Consider the following 21,962-nt stretch of genomic DNA (forward strand, 5'->3'; position numbering starts at 1 on the left):
TAGTGAGGAGTCATAATGAGTGTGTTGATTGCCCTGGCGGCGCTGGCATTGCTGATGCTTGCGGCCTATCGCGGATACAGCGTTATTCTGTTTGCCCCCATCGCGGCGCTGGGTGCCGTGCTGCTGACCGACCCGGGGGCCGTCGGCCCGACGTTTACCGGTCTGTTTATGGAAAAGATGGTCGGCTTCGTCAAGCTCTACTTCCCGGTGTTCCTGCTGGGTGCCGTGTTTGGCAAGCTGATTGAGCTTTCCGGTTTCTCACGCGCTATCGTCGCTGCAGCGATCCAGATCCTCGGGCGCCGCCATGCGATTCCGGTCATTGTGCTGGTGTGTGCATTGTTAACGTACGGCGGCGTTTCGCTCTTCGTGGTGGCCTTTGCCGTCTATCCTTTTGCGGCCGAACTGTTCCGCCAGAGCGGCATCCCCAAACGTCTTATCCCGGCGACCGTGGCTCTGGGTGCGTTCTCGTTTACCATGGACGCCCTGCCCGGTACGCCGCAGATCCAGAACATTATCCCCACCAGCTTCTTTGGCACTAACGCCTGGGCCGCCCCGTGGCTTGGGCTGATTGGCTCGCTGTTTATCCTCTGTTTTGGCCTGCTCTGGCTGGAGCGTCAGCGGCGAAAGGCGCTCAACAACAATGAGGGCTACGGTTTCGATCTGAAAAATGAACCTGAAACGCCGGACAACATTAACCTGCCCCATCCGCTGATCGCCATTTCCCCTCTGCTGCTGGTGGGGATCCTCAACCTGCTGTTTACCCGCTGGATCCCCGGCTGGTACGGGACGCAACATGAGCTTATCCTGCCCGGACTGGCGAAGCCGATTGTCACCGAGGTCAGCAAAATCACCGCCATCTGGGCCGTGGAAGCGGCGCTGATCGCGGGTATTGTCATGGTACTGCTTTTTGGATTTCGCAATATCCGGGGACGGCTGGCAGAAGGCAGCCGGACGGCGGTCAGCGGCGCCATTCTGGCGGCAATGAATACCGCATCTGAATACGGTTTCGGGGCGGTGATCGCTGCGCTGCCCGGTTTTCTGGTCTTATCCAAAGCGCTCGCCGCTATCCCGAACCCGTTGCTCAACGAAGCCATCAGCGTGACCGTGCTTGCCGGGATCACCGGTTCGGCGTCGGGCGGGATGAGCATCGCCCTTGCGGCCATGGCCGATACGTTTGTCGCGGCCGCCCACGCAGCCAATATCCCTCTGGAGGTTCTCCACCGCGTGGCCTCGATGGCCAGCGGCGGCATGGATACGCTTCCCCATAACGGGGCCGTGATTACGTTGCTTGCCATTACGGGTCTGAGCCATCGTCAGGCGTATGGCGGCATTTTCGCTATCACCCTCATCAAAAGTCTGGCGGTGCTTTTTGTCATTGCCGTGTTCTATCTCACCGGCATTGTGTAAGGAGAATAAAATGAATCTGAACGGTAAAACCGCACTGGTGACCGGCTCGACCAGCGGTATTGGACTTGGGATCGCTGGCGTGCTGGCGAAGGCTGGCGCGCAGTTGATTCTTAACGGTTTCGGCGACAGTGAATCGGCGAGAGACGAAATCGCGAAACGGGGTAAAACGCCGGGCTATCACGATGCGGACCTGCGTGACGTCCAGCAGATTGAAGCCATGATGCATTACGCCGAAACCCGGTATGGCGGAGTCGATATTCTGATCAACAACGCCGGTATACAGCACGTCGCACCTGTTGATGCGTTCCCGGTGGAGAAATGGAACGACATTATCGCCATCAACCTCTCTTCCGTCTTTCACACCAGCCGGCTGGCGCTGCCTGCGATGCAGGCGAAAAACTGGGGGCGCATCATTAATATCGCCTCCGTGCATGGGTTGGTCGCGTCGAAAGAGAAATCCGCCTATGTTGCCGCCAAGCATGGCGTGGTGGGCTTTACCAAATCCCTGGCGCTGGAGACCGCCCGCACCGGTATTACCGCCAATGCCATCTGCCCGGGCTGGGTGCTGACCCCGCTGGTGCAGCAGCAAATCGACAGACGTATTGCTGATGGCGTCGCACCGGATGTCGCTCGTGAGCAACTGCTGGCTGAGAAACAGCCCGCCGGTGAGTTTGTTACGCCGGAACAGCTAGGCGAGCTGGCGTTGTTTTTGTGCAGTGACAGCGCCGTACAGGTCCGCGGCGCCGCCTGGAATATGGATGGCGGATGGGTCGCACAGTGACCGCGGTATCGGCATAAAAAAACCTGGCACCGCAAGGTGCCAGGTTTTGTCGGCCCGGGCTAGCTCGAACAGCTCACTTCAAGGCGTTTTCCCCAGTCCGGCGGACGGCTGACATAGTCGTCATCACGGTCAGCAAACGGCGTACGAAGAGCCACATGCAGGCGATGTAATTCGTCATACTCCCCCTGCTCTGCCTGTTCAATGGCCCGCTGCGCCAGCCAGTTGCGCAATACCATCGCCGGGTTCGCCGCGTTCATTTGCGTCTGCCGGGTTGCGTCGTCGACCTGCTCTTGCTGCAACCGCGCACGGTAAAGCGCAAACCAGTCGTCAAAGCCCTGCCTGTCAATGAATTCGTCGCGCAGCGGTGAGGCACTACTGTGTTGCTCAGTCTGGCTCAGCATCCGGAAGGTGCGGGTGTAATCGCTGCCTTCACGTTCCATGAGGGCAAACAGAGCGTTCAGGATGTCGTTATCGCCCCTCTCCTGCGTCACCAGTCCCAGCTTGTTGCGCATCAACGCGCCGTATTCGCGCAGTAAAATGTCCTGGTAGCTGTCGAGCGCATCATTCAGGGCATCAACGTCGATAAACGGCGACAGAGTTTGCGCAAGGCGCTGCAGGTTCCACAGGCCAACAGCCGGCTGATTGTCGAAACTGTAACGTCCCTGATAGTCAGAATGGTTGCAGATGTACCCCGGCTGATAGTCATCAAGGAAGCCAAACGGACCGTAATCAAAGGTCAACCCGAGAAGCGACATGTTGTCCGTGTTCATCACCCCATGGGCAAACCCGACCGTCTGCCAGCGGGCAATCATGGTTGCGGTACGGGCTACCACATCGCGGAACCAGAGAATGTACTTATCGGCCTCGTCCTGGAAATGAGACCAGTGATGACGAAGGGCATAATCCGCAAGCTGGCGGACTTTTTCCGGCTCACGACGATAATAAAAGTGTTCAAAGTGGCCAAAACGCAGATGGCTTTGCGCAACGCGCATGAGCATCGCCCCTTTTTCCATCGTTTCACGTGCCACCGGGGTGTCACTGGTTACAATCGACAGTGCGCGAGTGGTGGGGATCCCCAGCGCGTGCATCGCTTCTGATGCCAGACATTCGCGAATAGTCGAACGCAATACCGCGCGCCCGTCGCCCATTCGCGAGTAAGGGGTCAGGCCGGCCCCCTTCAGGTGCCAGTCCACTGTCTCCCCGTTGGGCAGCCGTTGTTCGCCCATCAGGATCCCCCGGCCATCGCCCAGTTGTCCTGCCCAGACGCCAAACTGATGTCCGCTATAGACCTGAGCCAGAGGCTGCATACCGGCAAGCAGCGTTTCGCCTCCCCAGACGCCAGCGCTGTCGGAGGGATGAAACATCTCAGGTGGAACAGCCAGCTCATCTGCCAGCCGATCGTTATGCCAGATAAGACGGGTATTTTGTAACGGTGTGGGTTTGAGTGCGGTATAAAAACCCGGCAACTCGTCATGCCAGTGAGCAGTAAAAGACAGGGTCATAGGTCCTCCTGCTTTTAGTGTAGAGGGTTTACCCGGACTTAAACACGGGCGAAAGAGAGGGTTATCACTGAACGAGCGTGGTGACGTGCTCTGCAGAGACGGCCGGCCAGAGCGCCCCCTGCATTGCGCCAAAGTTAAAGGACAAGACGCGCTGCAATAAACCGTGGTCATCAATGCCGCCGACGAGCACGGACTGACAGTGAGGCGTTATTTGCCAGAGGATTGCTCGCAAAAAAGGCTCAAAAGAGAGTTCAGAAGCACGCTGCTGGATAAATCCCTTGTCGAGAATGACCCGTTTAAACAATCCATCATAAACGGCTTTCAACGACGCTGCGCCTGCGCCAAAGTTTGCCAGCACCAGCGGAAAATGGATTGCCATTCTCGCCAGTTGCAGATCGTCCTTCCCGTTATTTAAACCTGGATAATTCTCATTAACAGTAAACTCAAGAAACGGATAACGCTCAAGTATTGAAACAGCGTTCCCATTACTTAATAAAAATTCAACAATTACAGGTGTAATATTGATCCATGCAATTAACTGATGCTGAATAAAAAACAGTTTACAGGTATCAAGCAATTGCAGTTTCTCGTTAAACAACGCTAACTCTTCTTCAGCAGAAAGCCGCGGGATAACGAGTTCGGTGGGGATCCGAACGTGGGTACCGACGCCAGTAAAGTTAACCAGAACCTCTAAACCTTTAAGCTCGCCGGCGCTATTTCGGGCAGGCAGAAGCATCAGTTCAGACTGGTAAGCATTATCTAGCGTAATAATCATTGCACTCGCCCCGCATTAAAGATGAGAGAGGACATCCTGGAGCAATTGCCGACACAATTCCACTGTCTTGATTTTAATAAGATTAATTTCATTAGTTCCGTATTATTTTTCAGATTTATCCCTGAATCTAAAATAATCTTATCCTGGTTGCTCAGTAATAGCCAGTTTTAGATAAAACAGACACCTGAGGAGATAAGTCATTTTTCGTAAATTTAACTTTAAAACTCTTATTTGAGAAAAAATGGCATGATTTATTAGTTATCATGCCATCATAAGAGACTGCTCTTTGACAGACTAAATACGTCGTGCCTGCCAGAAGTTTTTACGCCAGTAAACATTATCGAGCGACGAGCGCATCACCCCACGGCTGGTCGAGGCGTGAATAAACTGATTATCGGTATCATAAATACCGACGTGAAGCCCACTGTCACCCGAGCCGGTTTTGAAAAAAACCAGGTCGCCGGGCAGCAAATCATCTTTATCGATTTCCGTGCCAATTTCCGCCTGTTTGCGCGTTTCGCGCGGAAGCTGTAAATCAAACTTATCGCGAAACGTCATCAGAACAAAGCCAGAACAATCCACGCCCCCACGGCTCATGCCGCCATAACGATAGGGCGTGCCGCGCCAGTTGCTCAGCTGATCGTTAAGGCTGGCAATGACGGTAATAGAATCTGAAAGCCGCGGGTTAGGCGGCGGCGCACGATGGCTACTGCATCCCGCAAGAAATAACGCGGCCATCAGGAGAAACCAGAATCGCATTTTCAGACGAATCCTCTGCTTTTTTTGTTCTTTTCGTAATTTAGCGTGCAACGGCGTTAACAGGCAAGAAACGGTTACGCCTGCACGGTAGAAATCAGCATCTTATGCCCTTCTATATCCAGCCTGCGGAAAGACATATTGTACGCGCGGGCAAGATTTGGCGGCGTCAATACCGCATCGCGCGTGCCGCTGGCAATCATCTTTCCTCGCGCCAACAGCCATACCCGGTGGGCGTGACGCAGCGTATGGTTCAGGTCATGACTGCTCATGACCACGCCGATCCCTTTTCTGCTCAGGGAGCTTAACAGGGTGTCCAGCGCGGCCTGCTGTGCCACATCCAGACCGCTCATCGGTTCATCCAGAAGCAGCAGTCTGCCATGCGGATTGCCGGCCGGGTGAATCTGCAAAATGACGGCCGCGAGACGCACGCGCTGCCACTCGCCCCCGGAAAGCTGGCTGGCATGCCGGGACAGTTTATCTTCTAGCCCTAATCCCGCCGCCACCTCAGTGAGCAGCGACGTATGCTGTTTATCGTGCAGATGCAGCATCAGGTAGTGCCAGACGGGCATCGCAAAGGGCGGGACCTGCTGCTGCACCAGATAACTGCGCCTGTGCGCCAGCGAGACTGGCGACCAGTCAGCAAGGTTATGCTCCAGCAGGGTTATCTCCCCCGCGCCGGCAGTCAGCCCTGCCATGCGCGCCAGTAAGGTGCTTTTTCCTGCGCCGTTCGGCCCGACAAGATGCAGGATTTCGCCTGCATTGATGGCACCGGTTATCGGCTCGAGACGCCCCGTATCGGCGACGTCCGTGAGCTGCATCAGCAACGTCATTATTTCGCCAGCGCCAGCTTGATAGACTCCATCACAATCGGATCTTCAGGCGTCATGTCCGGTGAAAAACGCTGCACCACCTGTCCGTCACGACCAATAAGGAATTTTTCAAAATTCCACAGGATATCGTCCGGATAGAGCGGCGCGCGTCCTTTACTGGCCATGCGCTCATAAAAACCGCTGCCTTCCGGCGCAACGGCGGTCGGCGCGGCCGCCACCAGCTTCGCATACAGGGGATGGCGATGTTCACCGTTAACATCGATTTTGCTGAACATCGGGAACGTCACACCGTAGGTGGTGCTGCAAAACGTTTTGATTTCGTCTTCGCTGCCCGGCTCCTGGCCCAGGAACTGGTTGCACGGGAAGCCCAGCACGGTGAAACCGTCTTTCTCCCAGGCTTTTTGAATGTTTTCCAGCTGCTCGTACTGTGGCGTCAGGCCACATTTGGAGGCCACATTCACGATGAGCAGCACGTTGCCTTTATAGCTTTCCAGCGTGGTTTTCTCACCCTCAATGGTGGTCACTTCGGTATTCAAAATATCAGACTGCATAGCATTCCCTCAGGTTATCTTACGGGTAGTGATTTAACGTCCGGATTTTAATAGTAGCCAGATAAATACCGGCGCGCCCAGCGTGGCGGTCACCACGCCTATTGGCAGCTCAGCGGCTGTCATGGCGAGCCGGGCGATGATATCCGCCACCAGCAGCGTTACCGCCCCGGCAACCGCCGAGGCCGGCAGTAAGGTTCGATGGTCGGTGATCCCGCACAGACGCAGCATGTGCGGGATAACCAGCCCAATAAAGCCAATCGCCCCGGCCAGTGCCACGCTCACCCCAACCAGCCAGCCAATGGCAATGACCAGCACGTTACGCCAGAAGCCTATCGGCATGCCAAGCTGGCGGGCCGAGGTTTCCCCCAGCGCGAGAATATTCAGCGGCTGTGCCTGCAGGCCTGCCCACAGCAAGACCGGTATCAGCAGTGCCATCAGCCAGCCCTGGCGCCAGTCTACGCCCCCGAAGCCGCCCATCATCCAGTACATCAACTGACGCAAGTCAAAGGACGTGGAGAAATACACCGCCCAGGTCATCAGCGCGCTACAGATGATCCCCAGAGCCACCCCGGCAAGCAGCAGCCGACTGGTTGATAAGTGCCGTCTGGCAAAGCGCAAAAGGATTACCGTTATCAGCAACGCGCCGATAATGGCGCTGAGGCTAATTCCCCATGAGGAGAGTTCCCCCCCGCCCAACATCACCGCCGCCACCAGCCCTACGCCCGCGCCATTCGACACACCGAGCAGCCCGGGCTCCGCCAGCGGGTTATCAAATAATGCCTGCATAATGGTGCCGCACAGTGCCAGCGCGGCACCCACCAGGATCACTGCCAGCGTGCGCGGCAGACGGATTTGCCAGACGAAAAGCTGCCCCTCAGGCTCAAACCAGTGTTCAGGCCCTATCCACTGTTCCCCGGCGCACAGGCTAACGCCTGCGGTAACAATGAGCAGCAGCACGAGCAAAAGCAGGTGTCGTTGATCTAAACGGTGCTGGCGATGGGCATAATCAAGCATGGACATGGTTTTAGTAGCGTGTGATGTAATTGATTTTACGGCGGGTTTGCCAGAGAGCGCAAAGAAAAAAGGCCGCGTGAGCGGCCTTTTTAGTTAGTTCATATTACTCTGCTTTGGGCGTTGCGTTTTCGACACGGCTTTTTAACTTCTGGCCGGGTCTGAAGGTCACCACGCGGCGGGCTGTAATCGGAATATCTTCCCCCGTCTTCGGGTTACGGCCCGGACGTTGGTTTTTGTCACGCAAATCAAAATTGCCAAAACCGGAGAGTTTTACCTGCTCACCATTTTCCAGAGCACGACGGATCTCTTCGAAAAACAGCTCTACCAGCTCTTTGGCATCTCGTTTGCTAAGCCCAAGCTTATCAAACAGATATTCTGACATTTCAGCTTTTGTAAGCGCCATAGGTTCAATCCCTCAATGATGCCTGGAATCGCTCTTTTAATGCCTCTACACATTTGGCGACGGTAGCGGCAATCTCCTCTTCTTCGAGTGTACGGCTGGTATCCTGAAGGATAAGGCTAATAGCGAGGCTCTTGAAACCTTCTGCTACGCCCTTGCCGCGGTACACGTCAAATAAGTTTACGCCAACTACCTGATTTACGCCAACTTTCTTACATTCGGCCAAAATATCTGCTGCGGGCACATTTTCCGCGACCACAACCGCGATATCACGGCGGTTTGCCGGGAAGCGTGAGACGTCACGGGCCTGAGGAATGACGCGGTCTGCAACCGGGCTCCATTCCAGCTCGAACACGATGGTACGGCCGTTCAGGTCCAGCTTACGCTCCAGCTCAGGATGAACAACGCCAATGAAACCAATGCGTTTGCCGTCTAAATAGATAGCTGCGCTCTGGCCTGGATGCAGCGCAGGGATCGCTTCTGCACGGAATTCAATTTCAGATAATTTACCGGTCAGATCGAGAATTGCTTCCAGATCTCCCTTCATATCGTAGAAATCAACCGTGCCTTTTGCCAGGTCCCAGTGCTCTTCGTAACGGTTACCGCTGATGGCACCAGCCAGCATGAGATCCTGACGCATGCCTAAATTTGCCTGATTATCCGGTACAAAGCGTAAACCACTTTCGAAAATTCGCACGCGGTTTTGCTGACGATTCTGGTTGTAAACAATCGTCCCTAGCAGACCGGTCCACAGGGACAGGCGCATCGCAGACATTTCGCTGGAGATTGGGCTTGGCAGGATCAGCGCTTCCTGGCCCGGATGGATCATCTGCTGCAGTTTTGGATCAACAAAGCTGTAGGTGATCACTTCCTGATAGCCTTTGTCGTTCAGCATGGTTTTCACACGCTTAAGAGACAAATCTGCTTCACGGTGGCTTCCCATCACCAGACCCGCCTGAACAGGCTCATCCGGGATGTTGTTGTAGCCGTATACGCGAGCCACTTCTTCCACCAGATCTTCTTCGATCTCCATGTCGAAACGCCAGGATGGCGCAACGGCTTTCCACTCGTCCTGCCCTTCGGTCACGTCACAACCCAGGCGGCGAAGGATATCGCTGACCTGTGCGTCAGCAACATGGTGACCAATCAGACGATCCAGCTTGCTACGACGCAGGGTAATGGTCGCACGCTTCGGCAACGTCGCTTCGTGGGTGACGTCGATAACCGGGCCCGCTTCACCGCCGCAGATGTCGATCAGCAGACGCGTCGCACGCTCCATCGCTTTGTGCTGCAGTGCCGGATCGACGCCACGCTCGTAACGGTGAGAGGCATCGGTATGCAGGCCGTGACGACGTGCGCGACCGGTGATAGAGAGCGGGCTGAAAAACGCACACTCCAGCAGAACGTTTTGCGTTTCATCATTTACACCGGAGTGTTCGCCACCGAAGATACCGCCCATCGCCAGCGCTTTAACGTGGTCCGCGATCACCAGCGTATCAGCATTCAGTTTTGCTTCGCTACCGTCGAGCAGAACCAGGGTTTCGCCCTCTTTCGCCATACGCACCACAATACCGCCTTCGATACGATCTTTATCAAACGCGTGCATAGGCTGACCCAGCTCCAGCAGAACATAGTTGGTCACGTCAACGACGGCGTCGATAGAACGAATACCACAGCGACGCAGCTTCTCTTTCATCCACAGCGGGGTTGGCGCTTTTACGTTGATGCCTTTCACCACACGACCAAGGTAGCGTGGGCACGCATCAGCGGCTTCAACCTGAATCGGCAGTGTGTCACTGATGGTAGCGTCAACCGGTACGATTTCCGGTACGTTCAGTTCAGTCTGGTTCAGCACGGCCACATCGCGGGCCACACCGATAATGCCTAAGCAGTCCGCACGGTTTGGCGTCACGCTGATTTCAATGGTGTTGTCATCAAGTTTCAGGTATTCGCGGATGTCGGTACCAATAGGCGCATCAAGCGGCAGCTCAATGATGCCATTGTGATCGTCGGAAATACCCAGCTCAGAGAACGAACACAGCATGCCTTCAGACGGCTCACCGCGCAGTTTCGCTGCTTTAATTTTAAAATCGCCCGGCAGTACTGCCCCCACGGTCGCCACGGCCACTTTCAGGCCCTGACGGCAGTTTGGCGCGCCGCAGACGATATCCAGCAGGCGATCGCCGCCTACGTTAACTTTTGTCACACGCAGCTTGTCAGCGTTAGGGTGCTGACCGCACTCAACCACTTCGCCCACAACGACGCCATTGAAAGCGCCAGAAACCGGCTCAACACCGTCAACTTCCAGACCCGCCATGGTGATCTGGTTGGAAAGCGCTTCGCTATCAAGCGTGGTGTTCACCCATTCGCGTAACCACAGTTCACTGAATTTCATTGTTCTGTCCTGCCCTTATTTAAACTGTTTGAGGAAACGCAGATCGTTTTCGAAGAATGCACGCAAATCGGTCACGCCATAGCGCAGCATTGTCAGACGTTCCATGCCCATACCGAACGCAAAGCCGGAGTAGACTTCTGGATCGATACCCACGTTGCGCAGAACGTTTGGATGCACCATGCCACAGCCCAGCACTTCCAGCCATTTGCCGTTTTTACCCATCACGTCAACTTCCGCAGACGGTTCAGTGAACGGGAAGTAGGACGGACGGAAACGAACCTGCAGGTCTTCCTCAAAGAAGTTGTTCAGGAAATCGTGCAGCGTACCTTTCAGGTTGGTAAAGCTGATGTTCTTATCAACAATCAGACCTTCCATCTGATGGAACATCGGGGTATGGGTCTGATCGTAGTCGTTACGGTACACGCGGCCCGGTGCGATGATGCGGATCGGGGGTTCCTGTTCCTTCATGGTACGGATCTGAACGCCCGAGGTCTGAGTACGCAGCAGACGGGTGGCGTCGAACCAGAAAGTGTCGTGGTCAGCACGTGCCGGATGATGGCCTGGAATGTTGAGAGCGTCGAAGTTGTGGTAATCATCTTCGATTTCCGGGCCAGTCGCCACGGTAAAGCCGAGCTCACCGAAGAAACTTTCAATGCGATCAATGGTGCGGGTAACCGGATGCAGGCCACCATTTTCAATACGGCGACCCGGCAGGGAGACATCGATAGTCTCTGCCGCCAAACGCGCATTCAGCACCGCGCTTTCCAGCTCAGCTTTGCGCGCGGTCAGTGCCTGTTGCACCTGCTCTTTGGCTTCGTTAATGACCGCACCCGCCGCCGGGCGTTCCTCTGGCGGCAGTTCACGCAGGGTTGTCATTTGAAGGGTTAAATGCCCTTTCTTACCGAGATATTCGACGCGGACATTGTCTAACGCGGCAACATCTGAGGCCTGATTAATGGCGGCTGTTGCACTGGCAACCAGCTCTGCGAGATGTGACATGATTTTCCTCATTATGTCGGTGCAGACACCGATTTGGTGGAGTTATTCTCTCGAATTTAGACACAAAAAAAGCCTCCATCAGGAGGCTTATCTGGCGCTGTTTTTCGTTTCATCTTTCACGCGCTAGCCTCCTGAATTCAGGTGCTAAAGTAAAAGAAGAAGCGGAAAATAGCAGCATTCATGCTTGCGTTACCTTGTGTGGTAAAAAACCGTTAAGACCTTATTGAAAAGGTTGCACGGGTAAAAGTCAATGTTCTGATGGTGTTAAATGAAAAGAGGGAGCGAAGCCCCCTCTTTCAACTGGCTTATGCCAGTGCTGCTTTCGCTTTTTCGACCAGAGCGGTGAACGCTACTTTGTCGAATACTGCGATGTCAGCCAGGATCTTACGGTCGATTTCAACAGAGGCTTTTTTCAGGCCGTTGATGAATTTGCTGTAAGAAATACCGTTCTGACGTGCTGCTGCGTTGATACGCGCAATCCACAGTTGACGGAACTGACGCTTACGTTGACGACGGTCACGGTAAGCGTACTGACCTGCTTTGATAACAGCCTGGAAGGCAACGCGGTATACGCGTGAACGCGCACCGTAGTAGCCTTTAGCTTGTTTCAAAATTTTCTTGTGACGTGCACGTGCAATTACACCACGTTTTACGCGAGCCATATGTGCTCTCCTGTATCTATATTCTTAGTAAAAAATTAAACGTTAACGGCTTATGCGTACGGCAGGCACGCGATAACCAGACCCAGATCGCCTTTAGAAACAAGGCCTTTTGGACGCAGGTGACGTTTACGCTTAGTAGATTTTTTGGTCAGAATATGACGCAGGTTTGCGTGCTTACGCTTAAATCCACCACCACCGGTTTTTTTGAAGCGCTTAGCAGCACCGCGTACGGTCTTAATTTTTGGCATCTTAATTACTTCCACTTCGCATTGTTAAATAAACGAAACATAGGCGAACAAAACCTATGAGACCCGAAGGCTCCACAGGTTTTGCTGCTTGAAGGCCTTACTGTTTCTTCTTAGGAGCGAGCACCATGATCATCTGGCGGCCTTCGATCTTCGTAGGGAAGGATTCGACTACTGCCAGTTCACTCAGATCGTCACGGACGCGGTTAAGCACTTCCATACCAATCTGTTGGTGGGCCATCTCACGACCGCGGAAACGCAGTGTGATCTTGGCCTTATCGCCATCTTCCAGAAAGCGAATCAGGCTGCGGAGTTTTACCTGATAATCGCCATCGTCGGTACCAGGACGGAATTTAATTTCCTTAACCTGGATAACTTTTTGCTTTTTCTTCTGTTCCTTAGAAGACTTACTCTTTTCATAAAGGAACTTGCCGTAGTCCATGATACGACAAACTGGCGGTTCGGCGTTAGGGCTGATTTCAACTAAATCTACTCCAGCTTCTTCAGCCTTTTCGATCGCTTCTCTCAGACTCACAATCCCCAGCTGCTCGCCTTCCAGACCTGTTAAGCGAACTTCCTGGGCGCGAATCTCGCCATTGATACGATTCGGACGTGCCGTTTGAACTCGTTTTCCGCCTTTAATACCTTATTCCTCCAGTTGTTGAAGACTGCGGCTGCGAATCTCTTGTTGCAGCTTCTCAATCACTTCACTTACGTCCAGGCTCCCCAGGTCTTTACCACGGCGGGTGCGAACGGCAACTTTGCCTGCTTCCACCTCTTTATCACCACAGACCAACATATACGGGACACGACGTAAAGTGTGCTCGCGGATTTTAAAGCCAATCTTCTCATTTCTCAAGTCTGCTTTTACGCGAATGCCCGCATTTTGTAGTTTCTGCGTCAATTCTTTAACGTATTCAGCCTGAGAATCGGTAATGTTCATCACCACGACCTGCACTGGCGCAAGCCAGGTTGGGAAGAAGCCGGCAAACTCTTCAGTCAGGATGCCGATGAAGCGCTCCAGAGAACCGAGGATTGCACGGTGAATCATAACCGGTACCTGACGTTCGTTGTCTTCGCCAACATAAGAGGCGCTTAAACGCTGCGGCAGGGAGAAGTCCAGCTGTACAGTACCGCACTGCCATGCGCGATCGAGGCAGTCATACAGGGTAAATTCAATTTTCGGACCGTAGAATGCGCCCTCGCCCAGCTGGTATTCGAACGGAATGCCGTTCTCTTCCAGCGCCACGGCGAGATCCGCTTCTGCGCGATCCCAGGTCTCATCGCTACCGATACGTTTTTCCGGACGCGTTGAGAGTTTGACAACGATCTTCTCGAAGCCAAAGGTGCTGTACATATCGTAGACCATACGAATACAGGCGTTAACTTCATCACGAACCTGATCTTCAGTACAGAAGATATGCGCATCATCCTGAGTAAAGCCACGAACACGCATCAGACCGTGCAATGCACCTGATGGCTCGTTACGGTGGCAGCTACCGAACTCTGCCATACGCAGCGGCAGATCGCGGTAGGATTTCAGACCCTGGTTGAAGATCTGAACGTGGCCAGGGCAGTTCATTGGCTTAATGCAGTATTCACGGTTCTCAGAAGAGGTGGTGAACATCGCATCTTTGTAGTTGTCCCAGTGGCCGGTTTTTTCCCACAGCACACGGTCCATCATGAACGGGCCTTTCACTTCCTGATACTGGTACTCTTTCAGCTTGGAGCGTACAAACGTTTCCAGTTCACGGAAGATAGTCCAGCCGTCATTGTGCCAGAACACCATACCCGGCGCTTCTTCCTGCATGTGGTACAGGTCAAGCTGCTTACCAATTTTACGGTGGTCACGTTTAGCCGCCTCTTCCAGGCGCTGCAGGTAGGCGTTAAGGGCTTTTTTATCGGCCCACGCGGTACCATAGATACGCTGCAACATCTTGTTGTTGCTATCGCCACGCCAGTAGGCGCCCGCGATTTTCATCAGCTTAAAGTGATGACAGAAGCGCATGTTCGGCACGTGCGGTCCACGGCACATGTCGACGTATTCTTCGTGATGGTACAAGCCAGGCTTGTCATCATGAGAGATGTTTTCATCAAGAATAGAGACTTTATAGCTCTCGCCACGCTTCACGAAGGTTTCACGCGCTTCGTGCCAGCTGACTTTCTTCTTAATGACGTCATAGTTAGTTTCAGCGAGCTCGTGCATACGTTTTTCGAGCGCGTCGATATCTTCCTGAGTCAGGGTATGGTCAAGATCAACGTCATAGTAGAAACCGTTGTCGATAACCGGACCGATCGCCATTTTGGTGTTCGGCCACAGCTGTTTGATCGCATGACCTAACAGGTGCGCGCAGGAGTGACGAATGATCTCCAGACCTTCTTCGTCTTTCGCTGTGATGATAGACAGCTGCGCATCGCTTTCAATCAGGTCAGATGCATCAACCAGCTCACCATTAACACGGCCAGCGATGGTTGCTTTCGCGAGTCCAGGACCAATGTCCAGGGCAACATCCATTGGGCTTACAGCGTGGTCGTAATGGCGTTGGCTGCCATCAGGAAGAGTAATTACAGGCATTTTATATCCTTATTTGCAGTGATGCCCCACACATAAGAGCATATACAAAGAAAATAATCGTGATTTGACAATAGATTACGACACCATCTGACCAACAATCGTCAAATTGGCTCGCGATCATTCACCCGCCGAAAATCAGATAAATGCGGATTTACGGCAAGCCCTGCAATGGTAACACTAACAAAAGAGAGATTGCACCCTTTGCTGGCAGATTGCTGCGCTGGCACTTTCGCATGAATTTGCAGGGCGCATATCTCCGGCGCTCGCATTCCAGAGATGCTGGGCTACTCTTGAACAAGTCTTTAAACTCAAAGGTGCATACCATGAACGTATCAAGTAGAACGGTTGTGATATTGAACATCTTTTCAGCCACCGGTTTATTGTTGATTCTTGCAGAACGATTCCACTGGTTCTAACCGAACCGGAAGTAGGCATAACCTGATTCACCACTGGAGAAGGGGCATTTCCCCGCCCTGTTTGGTAGACTGTTCGCATCAACTTACAAGGATCAGGTTATGCCAACAAAACGATTTGCCGTAAAACACTGGAAAATGGTACTGGTGCTGATTGCCATCTGCGGCGCGATGCTGCTTCTGCGTTGGGCGGCAATGATTTGGGGCTGAACGGGGATATAAATAACTGCGCAGGGAATAACGTCGTTATCCGTAATACCCTTTTGCGGGTATTCATCTTGCGGGTATTCACCGCCAGGACGAAATACGGACGATACGTTTACGTCAAATAGGTTTGCCGCGAAAAAACCGGTACCACAAAATCCGGTTTTTTTGGCGCGATGAATTAGCGTTTAAACGTCAATAACAACACGGCAAAACCCATCAGGACCATTCACCTGCAACCAGTTTATGGACGTCAAAAGCATCATTCATAGACTGACCGGTGGACTGAGAGGCTGGCGCGATGTTAGACCCGGCTTCAACGTCAGCGGCTTTCGCAATGCCGATTTGGCTGTGGGTCTCACTGGCTGTCGGGGTGGTTTCATCAGCAGCAAATACGCCAAAAGACAGTGCGGAAAGCACCATCGCTGCTGCGGCAGTTTTGATTTTTTTCATAATATTTTTTCTCTTTCTACATTTAATACTAATAATGCTAAATACCTTAAGGCCGAATTCTGCCCATGCTAAGAGTGTAGATCCAGATCACACTTTTGCCTAGCCTATTACGTTATCAATTCGTGTCAAATAAGCCGCAAATTAATGAAAGTGCATTATGAAGAAATTATGGAGATATCAGCAGACCAGATATTTCAAAACAGTGTTTAATATAAAACAGCACAGTTTCAAAAAATAAAAAACGGGCCGATAGCGTAATCGGCCCGAGAATATTACATTTTATAACCCAGTGAAACCGTGGTTCTGCGGTCGGTATGATCCGGAGCAGAATCAGGAGGAGAAGAGTTCCAGGTGACGTTGTAGGCCACTTTCAGGCCAAAGTGTTCGTTGATGGCCACGTTCAGCGCTGTTTCTGAGTTCAGCGTCGTATCGTCGGCACCAAACACAGACACCCCCTGGGTAAATTTGGTGTTGTCAGTCATCTGCCAGGCATAGGTGCCGGAAGCGTAACCGAGCGGTTGAGTTTTGGTTTCGCCGTCGGTGTACTCGTCGTAGCGCACACCTGGACCGAATTCAAAACGTAAACTGTGTACCGGTCCGTTCAGGAACTGACGACCGTAACCGGCAGTGAACACATCACGCTGGCGATAGCCGTTGTAACGGTCAGTTAACCAGCTGGCCTGACCAAACAGGTAGTCAAAGTCGGTCATGTTGTAACGGCTACGTCCGCCAACCGCATATTTCTCGGAAGAGCGTTCGTCATTCGCGGAGGTGTTACTGGCATTTCCCCACAGAGACCAGGCGGTGGTATTACCGTACCAGGTCAGCGTACTGTCCGCCGTGAGAGAGGAGCTTTTCGTGTTACCGGATTGTGCAAGATAGCCAGCGTTCAGGTTACCTTCAAACGGTTTTTGCGCGGTGGCTGGATCGTCCATGACAGTAAAAACGGAATCATCTGCGGTCGCGTTCATTGCAGCAAACACGCCACCCGCCAGCATCAGTGCAGCGGGTACTGTCTTCAAAAGCTTCATTTTATTAAGGAGTCCGTACAACAAAAAAAGAGACCACACGGTCCCGGAAACTTTCTTGAGGATCAATGACAAGGCGTCCAGAGAAAGGTAACAAATTATAAAAAGCCGCAAATAACATAGCAATGATTTCTTATTTCATTTTTTGAATAAGAACGATCTCAAAAAGCGTTTTATTTTATATAAGCCGCAGCAGACTTTATGTCAGTATTCATATTTAAAATCATACTGTTATTTACATTGCCTTCCTGACAAATGGTGCCAGACTAAAAGGAACCCACGCTAAAAGGAGGTAATGATGGTTTCTATCTACACCCTGACGCTCTCCCCTTCCCTCGATTCCGCCACCCTGACGCCCCAGATTTACCCGGAAGGTAAATTGCGCTGCAGCGCCCCGGTGTTTGAGCCCGGCGGCGGCGGTATCAATGTGGCGCGAGCCATAACGCACCTCGGTGGAAAGGCGACAGCAATTTTCCCCGCAGGTGGCGCGACCGGTGAGCACCTGGTCTCTCTGCTGGCCGATGAACAGGTGGCCTCGCAGACCGTCGAGGCCAAAGACTGGACGCGGCAAAACCTGCATGTGCACGTGGAGTCCAGCGGCGAGCAATACCGTTTCGTCATGCCGGGTGCAAAACTCAGTGAAGATGAGTTTCGTCAGCTTGAAGAGAAGGTGCTGGCCATTGAGAGCGGAGCTCTGCTGGTGATAAGCGGCAGCCTGCCGCCCGGTGTCAGCACGGAAAAACTGACGGCGCTGATTCGGGCCGCGCAGCAACGCGGTATCCGCTGCATTGTCGACAGCAGCGGCGAGGCGCTGCAGGCAGCCCTGACGCCGGGCAATCTTGAGCTGGTTAAACCCAATCAGAAAGAGTTAAGCGCGCTGGTGAACCGCGAACTGAACCAGCCGGACGATGTCCTCACCGCCGCGCAGGAATTGGTTCACAGCGGCAAAGCGCGACGGGTCGTGGTCTCCCTTGGCCCGCAGGGTGCCCTGGCCGTGGACGAAACGGGGTCCGTTCAGGTTGTTCCGCCGCCGATGAAAAGCCAGAGTACCGTGGGCGCAGGTGATAGCATGGTTGGAGCGATGACCCTGAAACTGGCCCAGGGTGCTTCATTACTGGAGATGACACGCTACGGCGTCGCAGCGGGTAGCGCTGCCACCATCAACCAAGGCACACGTCTCTGTTCGCTTAGCGACACGCAAAAAATTGTCGATTACCTGTCCCGAAATTAATCCCCCTTTTCCCCTTCTCTGTGAAGGGGAAATACGCGGCATAGTCGCCAAACGCAGCCTATCGACTATGCTAAGAAAACTTCCAAGATAACAATGAGGTGAATTATGAGCAGTGGTGACATCACCCGCTACGTCGTTACCATCAACATTCATCAAGCGTCGCTGACCGAACTTAATGAGCTCAACAACGCCTTTACCCGGGCCAATTTCCTGCTCACACTCACGGATGACGAGGGCAATATCCATGATTTAGGCACCCTGACGTTTGGCCTGATCAGCGCCCTGAGTAAAGAAGAGGTTCACGCTCTGGCGGCCAGTCTGGTCGAAAGCGTGACCGACAAAACGGCAGAAATTGATCTTGATACCTGGGAAAACTGGCAGAAAAAAGAACAATAAGTGCCCTGCATGAATTTAAACCGCTCAGGTGTGCGTTAGTTCGTATTTTTTTACCGCAATTATGCGCTAACTTTATGATCTGGCAGACAACATGGGAGAGACAACATGTGGCAGGCTATCAGTCATCTTTTAAGTGAGCAACTGGGTGAAGGTGAAATTGAACTGCGGAACGAACTGCCAGGCGGAGAAATCCACGCCGCATGGCACTTACGCTACGCCGGGCGCGATCTCTTTGTTAAATGCGATGAGCGAGAGCTGCTTCCGATTTTCACCGCCGAAGCCGACCAGTTGGAACTGTTGTCGCGCAGTAAAACGGTGACGGTCCCGCAGGTCTGGGCCGTGGGCAGCGACCGCGACTACAGTTTTCTGGTCATGGAATTTCTTCCTGCCCGCCCGTTAGACGCCCATAACGCCTTCATTCTCGGCCAACAGTTAGCGCGACTGCATCAATGGAGCGACCAGCCGCAGTTTGGTCTCGATTTTGACAACGACCTCTCCACCACTCCACAACCTAATGCCTGGCAACGACGCTGGTCGACATTCTTTGCTGAGCAACGCATTGGCTGGCAGCTGGAACTGGCTGCGGAGAAAGGTCTGGAGTTTGGCAATATCGATGCCATCGTCGAACACATTCAGCAGCGTCTGGCATCCCACCAGCCTCAGCCGTCTCTGCTGCACGGCGATTTGTGGTCAGATAACTGCGCGCTGGGTCCTGACGGCCCCTATATCTTCGACCCGGCCTGTTACTGGGGCGACAGGGAGTGTGACCTGGCGATGCTGCCACTGCACCCTGAGCAACCGCCGCAAATTTACGACGGGTACCAGTCCGTGCTGCCTCTGCCGCAGGGTTTTCTTGAGCGCCAGCCGGTGTATCAACTCTACACACTGATGAACCGCGCCATTCTGTTTGGCGGAGAGCATCTGGTCAATGCCCAGAGGGCACTTGAACGTGTGCTTGCCGCGTAATGGCGGGACGGGTGGCTATGTCGCCACCCTTATCGGTTACAGGAATCCCAACAGCGAAAAGAAGAAGTACCCCGCCACGATGATAATGACTGGCAGGATATACAGCGGGAAAATTTGCAGGAAAATGGTGTGACGCGGCACAACAATGCGGGACTCAATCTGCTCGCGGCTCATCCCTTCCGGGCCTTTCGCCTGTTCGAGAATCATCTGGTCTTCCACACCTTCGCGTAAAAAGCGCGTCTGACGGCTCATGCGTGCGCCAGAGGCCTGCAACGCCATACCAATAAAGATCAGCGCGTAGATCACCCAAAACCCGAGATTCAACTGCTGATGAAAATTCGGCGTCGGCGAATTGAACCAAAAGACATTCAGAAACGGCGTGTTAAAACGCATCATTTCAATCATGACATGAGCAAAATCAAGCATTACCGCATTAATACCTGGCTGTTTTTCACTGTGATCGTACATAAACTTGAGCACAGAGATCAGCGTCGAAATGACGGCTGGAATAAAAATTACCCAGCCAGCAATACGTTTTAAGACAGCAATGCGTCCAGCTTGTTGATACGTCATCAGTTCCCCTTCATAAAGACGCGTTATTTCTGCCTAAGTCTACCTGCTGACCATCATTTTCGCCCGCTCTTTAAAGGCAATATGCTAAATTGCAGAGTGCACTTAGCATTTATCGTCTGTCGTACACCCTGGATAAGGAGACGTTGTGATGTCGACACCGCGCCAGATTCTTGCCGCAATTTTTGACATGGATGGATTACTGATCGATTCCGAACCGTTGTGGGATCGCGCCGAACTGGACGTTATCGCCAGCCTGGGCGTTGATATCAGCCGCCGTAATGAACTTCCGGATACGCTTGGTCTGCGCATCGATATGGTGGTGGACCTGTGGTATGCCCAGCAGCCGTGGGTAGGACCCGATCGCGACGAAGTGACCGCGCGCATTATCAGCCGCGCCATCTCACTGGTGGAAGAGAGCAAGCCCCTGCTGCCCGGGGTGCGTGAAGCCGTCGCGCTGTGTAAAGCGCAGGGGTTGAAAGTCGGCCTGGCGTCAGCTTCACCGCTGCATATGCTGGAAAAAGTGCTGACCATGTTTGAGCTGCGCGACAGCTTCGACGCGCTGGCCTCAGCGGAAACGTTGCCATACAGCAAGCCGCACCCGCAGGTCTATCTCGACTGTGCCGCTAAGCTCGGTCTTGATCCCCTCTGCTGTGTCGCGTTGGAAGATTCCGTTAACGGAATGGTGGCCTCGAAGGCCGCGCGCATGCGCTCGATTGTTGTTCCCGCGGAGGAAGGCCGACACGATCCCCGTTTTGCCCTTGCCGACGTAAAGCTGAACTCACTGGTTGAGCTGACGGCGCAGCACCTGCGCGGCGAGTAACCCGCCCCTTTCAGGCAGCGTCAGGCTGCCTGCTTTAAAAACAAAACATCGTTTCATTTTGTTTGCTTTTCTTATCCCCCGCTTCTATCCTTAGCGTCAGAATGACAATAACCTTACTTCTGAGGCGCGTATGATACTGGATAACTTCACTCTGTCAGGAAAAGTGGCCATCGTCACCGGATGCGATACCGGTCTGGGACAAGCCATGGCCATTGCGCTGGCGCAGGCGGGATGCGACATCGTGGGTGTTAACCGCAAAGCGCCGGAGGAAACGGCTGCCTGCATTAGCGCACTCGGAAGGCGGTTCAGGGCGATTCGGGCCGACCTCAGTCAGCAGGAGAGTCTTCAGAACGTTGTTGACAGCACGGTTGCTGAGATGGGGCGAGTCGATATTCTGGTGAACAATGCCGGGACCATACGCCGTGAAGATGCTCTCGCGTTCAGCGAAAAGGACTGGGATGACGTCATCAACCTGAATCTGAAATCGCTTTTTTTCCTCTCCCAGGCCGTGGCTAAACAGTTTATTGCGCAGGGCCAGGGCGGGAAAATCATTAATATCGCCTCGATGCTCTCATTCCAGGGCGGCATCCGCGTGCCCTCTTACACCGCGTCCAAAAGCGGCGTGTTGGGGATCACGCGTCTGCTGGCCAATGAATGGGCGACACACGGCATCAATGTTAATGCCATCGCGCCGGGCTATATGGCGACCAACAACACTCAGCAACTGCGAGATGATCAGCAGCGCAGCCAGGAGATCCTCGACCGGATACCTGCCGGGCGCTGGGGAGTTCCGGAAGACCTGCAGGGACCGGTGGTCTTTTTAGCCTCCGCCGCCTCGGATTACGTGAACGGTCATACGTTAGCCGTCGACGGGGGCTGGCTGGCGCGCTAGGCGCGTTTGTGACATACAGTTACACCGTCACCTCTTTCGTCTACTGTATAAAAACCCTATACTGTATGAATTGACAGTTTTGTGGGTTTTA

General features: G+C 53.4%; 26 protein-coding genes and 1 other annotated feature. Of the genes, 9 read left to right on the top strand and 17 right to left on the bottom strand.

From position 1 onward, the window contains the following. The first annotated feature begins 12 nt into the window (after window positions 1–12). A complete protein-coding gene (locus L466_RS08125; RefSeq protein WP_176399550.1) occupies window positions 13–1,407 on the top strand; it encodes a GntP family permease in 1,395 nt (464 codons plus the stop codon). Window positions 1,408–1,417: 10 nt separating this feature from the next. Beyond that, on the top strand, window positions 1,418–2,188 hold the full coding sequence (locus L466_RS08120; protein ID WP_032681201.1) for a 3-hydroxybutyrate dehydrogenase: 771 nt from the start codon (window positions 1,418–1,420) through the stop codon (window positions 2,186–2,188). A gap of 59 nt (window positions 2,189–2,247) precedes the next feature. Here the strand turns inward: L466_RS08120 and selO are convergent, their stop codons facing one another. The 14 genes from selO to thrS form a co-directional block, all read right to left on the bottom strand. Continuing rightward, on the bottom strand, window positions 2,248–3,690 hold the full coding sequence (selO, locus tag L466_RS08115; protein WP_032681202.1) for a protein adenylyltransferase SelO: 1,443 nt from the start codon (window positions 3,688–3,690) through the stop codon (window positions 2,248–2,250). A gap of 64 nt (window positions 3,691–3,754) precedes the next feature. Further along, complete coding sequence (locus L466_RS08110; protein ID WP_032681203.1) at window positions 3,755–4,465, bottom strand: EAL domain-containing protein; 711 nt, start codon at window positions 4,463–4,465, stop codon at window positions 3,755–3,757. Window positions 4,466–4,759: 294 nt separating this feature from the next. Continuing rightward, a complete protein-coding gene (locus L466_RS08105) occupies window positions 4,760–5,224 on the bottom strand; it encodes an NlpC/P60 family protein (protein WP_020884403.1) in 465 nt (154 codons plus the stop codon). 74 nt (window positions 5,225–5,298) lie between these two features. Next, window positions 5,299–6,054: a vitamin B12 ABC transporter ATP-binding protein BtuD gene (gene btuD, locus L466_RS08100; RefSeq protein ID WP_032677976.1), complete on the bottom strand. Its 756-nt coding sequence runs from the start codon at window positions 6,052–6,054 to the stop codon at window positions 5,299–5,301. Continuing rightward, the gene (locus L466_RS08095) at window positions 6,054–6,605 is read right to left on the bottom strand and encodes a glutathione peroxidase (protein WP_014169696.1); all 552 of its coding nucleotides are present in this window, start codon (window positions 6,603–6,605) and stop codon (window positions 6,054–6,056) included. The genes btuD and L466_RS08095 overlap by 1 nt, the downstream gene beginning before the upstream one ends. 33 nt (window positions 6,606–6,638) lie before the next feature. Continuing rightward, window positions 6,639–7,619: a vitamin B12 ABC transporter permease BtuC gene (gene btuC, locus L466_RS08090; protein WP_032682011.1), complete on the bottom strand. Its 981-nt coding sequence runs from the start codon at window positions 7,617–7,619 to the stop codon at window positions 6,639–6,641. A 103-nt stretch (window positions 7,620–7,722) separates the two neighbouring features. After that, a complete protein-coding gene (gene ihfA, locus L466_RS08085) occupies window positions 7,723–8,022 on the bottom strand; it encodes an integration host factor subunit alpha (protein WP_003857805.1) in 300 nt (99 codons plus the stop codon). A gap of 4 nt (window positions 8,023–8,026) precedes the next feature. Then, a complete protein-coding gene (gene pheT / locus L466_RS08080) occupies window positions 8,027–10,414 on the bottom strand; it encodes a phenylalanine--tRNA ligase subunit beta (RefSeq protein WP_032681205.1) in 2,388 nt (795 codons plus the stop codon). 15 nt (window positions 10,415–10,429) lie between these two features. Further along, a complete protein-coding gene (gene pheS, locus L466_RS08075; protein ID WP_032681206.1) occupies window positions 10,430–11,413 on the bottom strand; it encodes a phenylalanine--tRNA ligase subunit alpha in 984 nt (327 codons plus the stop codon). A gap of 62 nt (window positions 11,414–11,475) precedes the next feature. Continuing rightward, window positions 11,476–11,600: a sequence feature (Phe leader region), on the bottom strand. Then, window positions 11,551–11,595 (bottom strand): pheST operon leader peptide PheM, encoded by a 45-nt coding sequence (pheM, locus tag L466_RS23700; protein ID WP_001386830.1) that lies wholly within the window; start codon window positions 11,593–11,595, stop codon window positions 11,551–11,553. (Overlaps the previous feature by 45 nt.) Window positions 11,601–11,718: 118 nt before the next feature. After that, window positions 11,719–12,075, bottom strand: a complete 357-nt coding sequence (gene rplT / locus L466_RS08070) for a 50S ribosomal protein L20 (RefSeq protein ID WP_000124850.1) — start codon at window positions 12,073–12,075, stop codon at window positions 11,719–11,721. A 50-nt stretch (window positions 12,076–12,125) separates the two neighbouring features. Then, the gene (gene rpmI / locus L466_RS08065) at window positions 12,126–12,323 is read right to left on the bottom strand and encodes a 50S ribosomal protein L35 (RefSeq protein ID WP_003030583.1); all 198 of its coding nucleotides are present in this window, start codon (window positions 12,321–12,323) and stop codon (window positions 12,126–12,128) included. A gap of 97 nt (window positions 12,324–12,420) precedes the next feature. Continuing rightward, window positions 12,421–12,963 (bottom strand): translation initiation factor IF-3, encoded by a 543-nt coding sequence (infC, locus tag L466_RS0122570; protein ID WP_023616141.1) that lies wholly within the window; start codon window positions 12,961–12,963, stop codon window positions 12,421–12,423. A 3-nt stretch (window positions 12,964–12,966) separates the two neighbouring features. Then, on the bottom strand, window positions 12,967–14,895 hold the full coding sequence (gene thrS / locus L466_RS08060) for a threonine--tRNA ligase (protein ID WP_014169692.1): 1,929 nt from the start codon (window positions 14,893–14,895) through the stop codon (window positions 12,967–12,969). Window positions 14,896–15,218: 323 nt separating this feature from the next. On the opposite strand from thrS, the gene yncL reads away from it, so the two are divergent. Together yncL and yniD are read left to right on the top strand one after the other, a co-directional pair. After that, window positions 15,219–15,311 carry a stress response membrane protein YncL gene (gene yncL, locus L466_RS23705; protein WP_155962773.1) on the top strand — a complete coding sequence of 31 codons (93 nt, stop codon included), beginning with the start codon at window positions 15,219–15,221 and terminating at the stop codon, window positions 15,309–15,311. 99 nt (window positions 15,312–15,410) lie between these two features. Continuing rightward, window positions 15,411–15,518, top strand: a complete 108-nt coding sequence (yniD, locus tag L466_RS23710) for a small membrane protein YniD (RefSeq protein WP_008500658.1) — start codon at window positions 15,411–15,413, stop codon at window positions 15,516–15,518. A gap of 213 nt (window positions 15,519–15,731) precedes the next feature. Here yniD and L466_RS08055 read toward each other — a convergent pair whose 3' ends face one another. Then, entirely contained in the window at window positions 15,732–15,965 is a 234-nt protein-coding gene (locus L466_RS08055; RefSeq protein ID WP_014169691.1) for a YdgH/BhsA/McbA family protein, read from the bottom strand. Window positions 15,966–16,237: 272 nt separating this feature from the next. Next, window positions 16,238–16,996 (bottom strand): DUF481 domain-containing protein, encoded by a 759-nt coding sequence (locus L466_RS08050; protein WP_025204400.1) that lies wholly within the window; start codon window positions 16,994–16,996, stop codon window positions 16,238–16,240. Between the two features lie 295 nt (window positions 16,997–17,291). Here L466_RS08050 and pfkB point away from each other — a divergent pair, with 295 nt between their 5' ends. The 3 genes from pfkB to L466_RS08035 all read left to right on the top strand — a co-directional run bounded on the left by pfkB (window position 17,292) and on the right by L466_RS08035 (window position 19,586). Then, window positions 17,292–18,224 (top strand): 6-phosphofructokinase II, encoded by a 933-nt coding sequence (pfkB, locus tag L466_RS08045; RefSeq protein ID WP_032681207.1) that lies wholly within the window; start codon window positions 17,292–17,294, stop codon window positions 18,222–18,224. 105 nt (window positions 18,225–18,329) lie between these two features. Then, window positions 18,330–18,620 carry a type V toxin-antitoxin system endoribonuclease antitoxin GhoS gene (gene ghoS, locus L466_RS08040; RefSeq protein WP_032681208.1) on the top strand — a complete coding sequence of 97 codons (291 nt, stop codon included), beginning with the start codon at window positions 18,330–18,332 and terminating at the stop codon, window positions 18,618–18,620. Between the two features lie 105 nt (window positions 18,621–18,725). Beyond that, on the top strand, window positions 18,726–19,586 hold the full coding sequence (locus tag L466_RS08035; RefSeq protein WP_014169687.1) for a fructosamine kinase family protein: 861 nt from the start codon (window positions 18,726–18,728) through the stop codon (window positions 19,584–19,586). A 36-nt stretch (window positions 19,587–19,622) separates the two neighbouring features. On the opposite strand, the gene L466_RS08030 is transcribed toward L466_RS08035, so the two are convergent. Then, on the bottom strand, window positions 19,623–20,159 hold the full coding sequence (locus tag L466_RS08030; protein ID WP_014169686.1) for a YniB family protein: 537 nt from the start codon (window positions 20,157–20,159) through the stop codon (window positions 19,623–19,625). Between the two features lie 148 nt (window positions 20,160–20,307). Here L466_RS08030 and hxpB point away from each other — a divergent pair, with 148 nt between their 5' ends. Further along, window positions 20,308–20,979 carry a hexitol phosphatase HxpB gene (gene hxpB / locus L466_RS08025; RefSeq protein ID WP_025204401.1) on the top strand — a complete coding sequence of 224 codons (672 nt, stop codon included), beginning with the start codon at window positions 20,308–20,310 and terminating at the stop codon, window positions 20,977–20,979. 130 nt (window positions 20,980–21,109) lie between these two features. Continuing rightward, on the top strand, window positions 21,110–21,871 hold the full coding sequence (gene kduD / locus L466_RS08020; protein WP_032681209.1) for a 2-dehydro-3-deoxy-D-gluconate 5-dehydrogenase KduD: 762 nt from the start codon (window positions 21,110–21,112) through the stop codon (window positions 21,869–21,871). Window positions 21,872–21,962: the final 91 nt, after the last annotated feature.

This window comes from Enterobacter sp. BIDMC 30, from assembly GCF_000534355.1.
GTDB lineage: Bacteria > Pseudomonadota > Gammaproteobacteria > Enterobacterales > Enterobacteriaceae > Enterobacter > Enterobacter ludwigii.

What these genes read in the sequence shown, in the direction of transcription:
- L466_RS08120 (WP_032681201.1), top strand. Translation starts at nt 1,418, where the DNA reads ATGAATCTGAACGGTAAAACCGCACTGGTGACCGGCTCGACCAGCGGT.
- selO (WP_032681202.1), bottom strand. Translation starts at nt 3,690, where the DNA reads ATGACCCTGTCTTTTACTGCTCACTGGCATGACGAGTTGCCGGGTTTT.
- L466_RS08110 (WP_032681203.1), bottom strand. Translation starts at nt 4,465, where the DNA reads ATGATTATTACGCTAGATAATGCTTACCAGTCTGAACTGATGCTTCTG.
- L466_RS08105 (WP_020884403.1), bottom strand. Translation starts at nt 5,224, where the DNA reads ATGCGATTCTGGTTTCTCCTGATGGCCGCGTTATTTCTTGCGGGATGC.
- btuD (WP_032677976.1), bottom strand. Translation starts at nt 6,054, where the DNA reads ATGACGTTGCTGATGCAGCTCACGGACGTCGCCGATACGGGGCGTCTC.
- L466_RS08095 (WP_014169696.1), bottom strand. Translation starts at nt 6,605, where the DNA reads ATGCAGTCTGATATTTTGAATACCGAAGTGACCACCATTGAGGGTGAG.
- btuC (WP_032682011.1), bottom strand. Translation starts at nt 7,619, where the DNA reads ATGCTTGATTATGCCCATCGCCAGCACCGTTTAGATCAACGACACCTG.
- ihfA (WP_003857805.1), bottom strand. Translation starts at nt 8,022, where the DNA reads ATGGCGCTTACAAAAGCTGAAATGTCAGAATATCTGTTTGATAAGCTT.
- pheT (WP_032681205.1), bottom strand. Translation starts at nt 10,414, where the DNA reads ATGAAATTCAGTGAACTGTGGTTACGCGAATGGGTGAACACCACGCTT.
- pheS (WP_032681206.1), bottom strand. Translation starts at nt 11,413, where the DNA reads ATGTCACATCTCGCAGAGCTGGTTGCCAGTGCAACAGCCGCCATTAAT.
- rplT (WP_000124850.1), bottom strand. Translation starts at nt 12,075, where the DNA reads ATGGCTCGCGTAAAACGTGGTGTAATTGCACGTGCACGTCACAAGAAA.
- rpmI (WP_003030583.1), bottom strand. Translation starts at nt 12,323, where the DNA reads ATGCCAAAAATTAAGACCGTACGCGGTGCTGCTAAGCGCTTCAAAAAA.
- thrS (WP_014169692.1), bottom strand. Translation starts at nt 14,895, where the DNA reads ATGCCTGTAATTACTCTTCCTGATGGCAGCCAACGCCATTACGACCAC.
- yncL (WP_155962773.1), top strand. Translation starts at nt 15,219, where the DNA reads ATGAACGTATCAAGTAGAACGGTTGTGATATTGAACATCTTTTCAGCC.
- yniD (WP_008500658.1), top strand. Translation starts at nt 15,411, where the DNA reads ATGCCAACAAAACGATTTGCCGTAAAACACTGGAAAATGGTACTGGTG.
- L466_RS08055 (WP_014169691.1), bottom strand. Translation starts at nt 15,965, where the DNA reads ATGAAAAAAATCAAAACTGCCGCAGCAGCGATGGTGCTTTCCGCACTG.
- L466_RS08050 (WP_025204400.1), bottom strand. Translation starts at nt 16,996, where the DNA reads ATGAAGCTTTTGAAGACAGTACCCGCTGCACTGATGCTGGCGGGTGGC.
- pfkB (WP_032681207.1), top strand. Translation starts at nt 17,292, where the DNA reads ATGGTTTCTATCTACACCCTGACGCTCTCCCCTTCCCTCGATTCCGCC.
- ghoS (WP_032681208.1), top strand. Translation starts at nt 18,330, where the DNA reads ATGAGCAGTGGTGACATCACCCGCTACGTCGTTACCATCAACATTCAT.
- L466_RS08035 (WP_014169687.1), top strand. Translation starts at nt 18,726, where the DNA reads ATGTGGCAGGCTATCAGTCATCTTTTAAGTGAGCAACTGGGTGAAGGT.
- L466_RS08030 (WP_014169686.1), bottom strand. Translation starts at nt 20,159, where the DNA reads ATGACGTATCAACAAGCTGGACGCATTGCTGTCTTAAAACGTATTGCT.
- hxpB (WP_025204401.1), top strand. Translation starts at nt 20,308, where the DNA reads ATGTCGACACCGCGCCAGATTCTTGCCGCAATTTTTGACATGGATGGA.
- kduD (WP_032681209.1), top strand. Translation starts at nt 21,110, where the DNA reads ATGATACTGGATAACTTCACTCTGTCAGGAAAAGTGGCCATCGTCACC.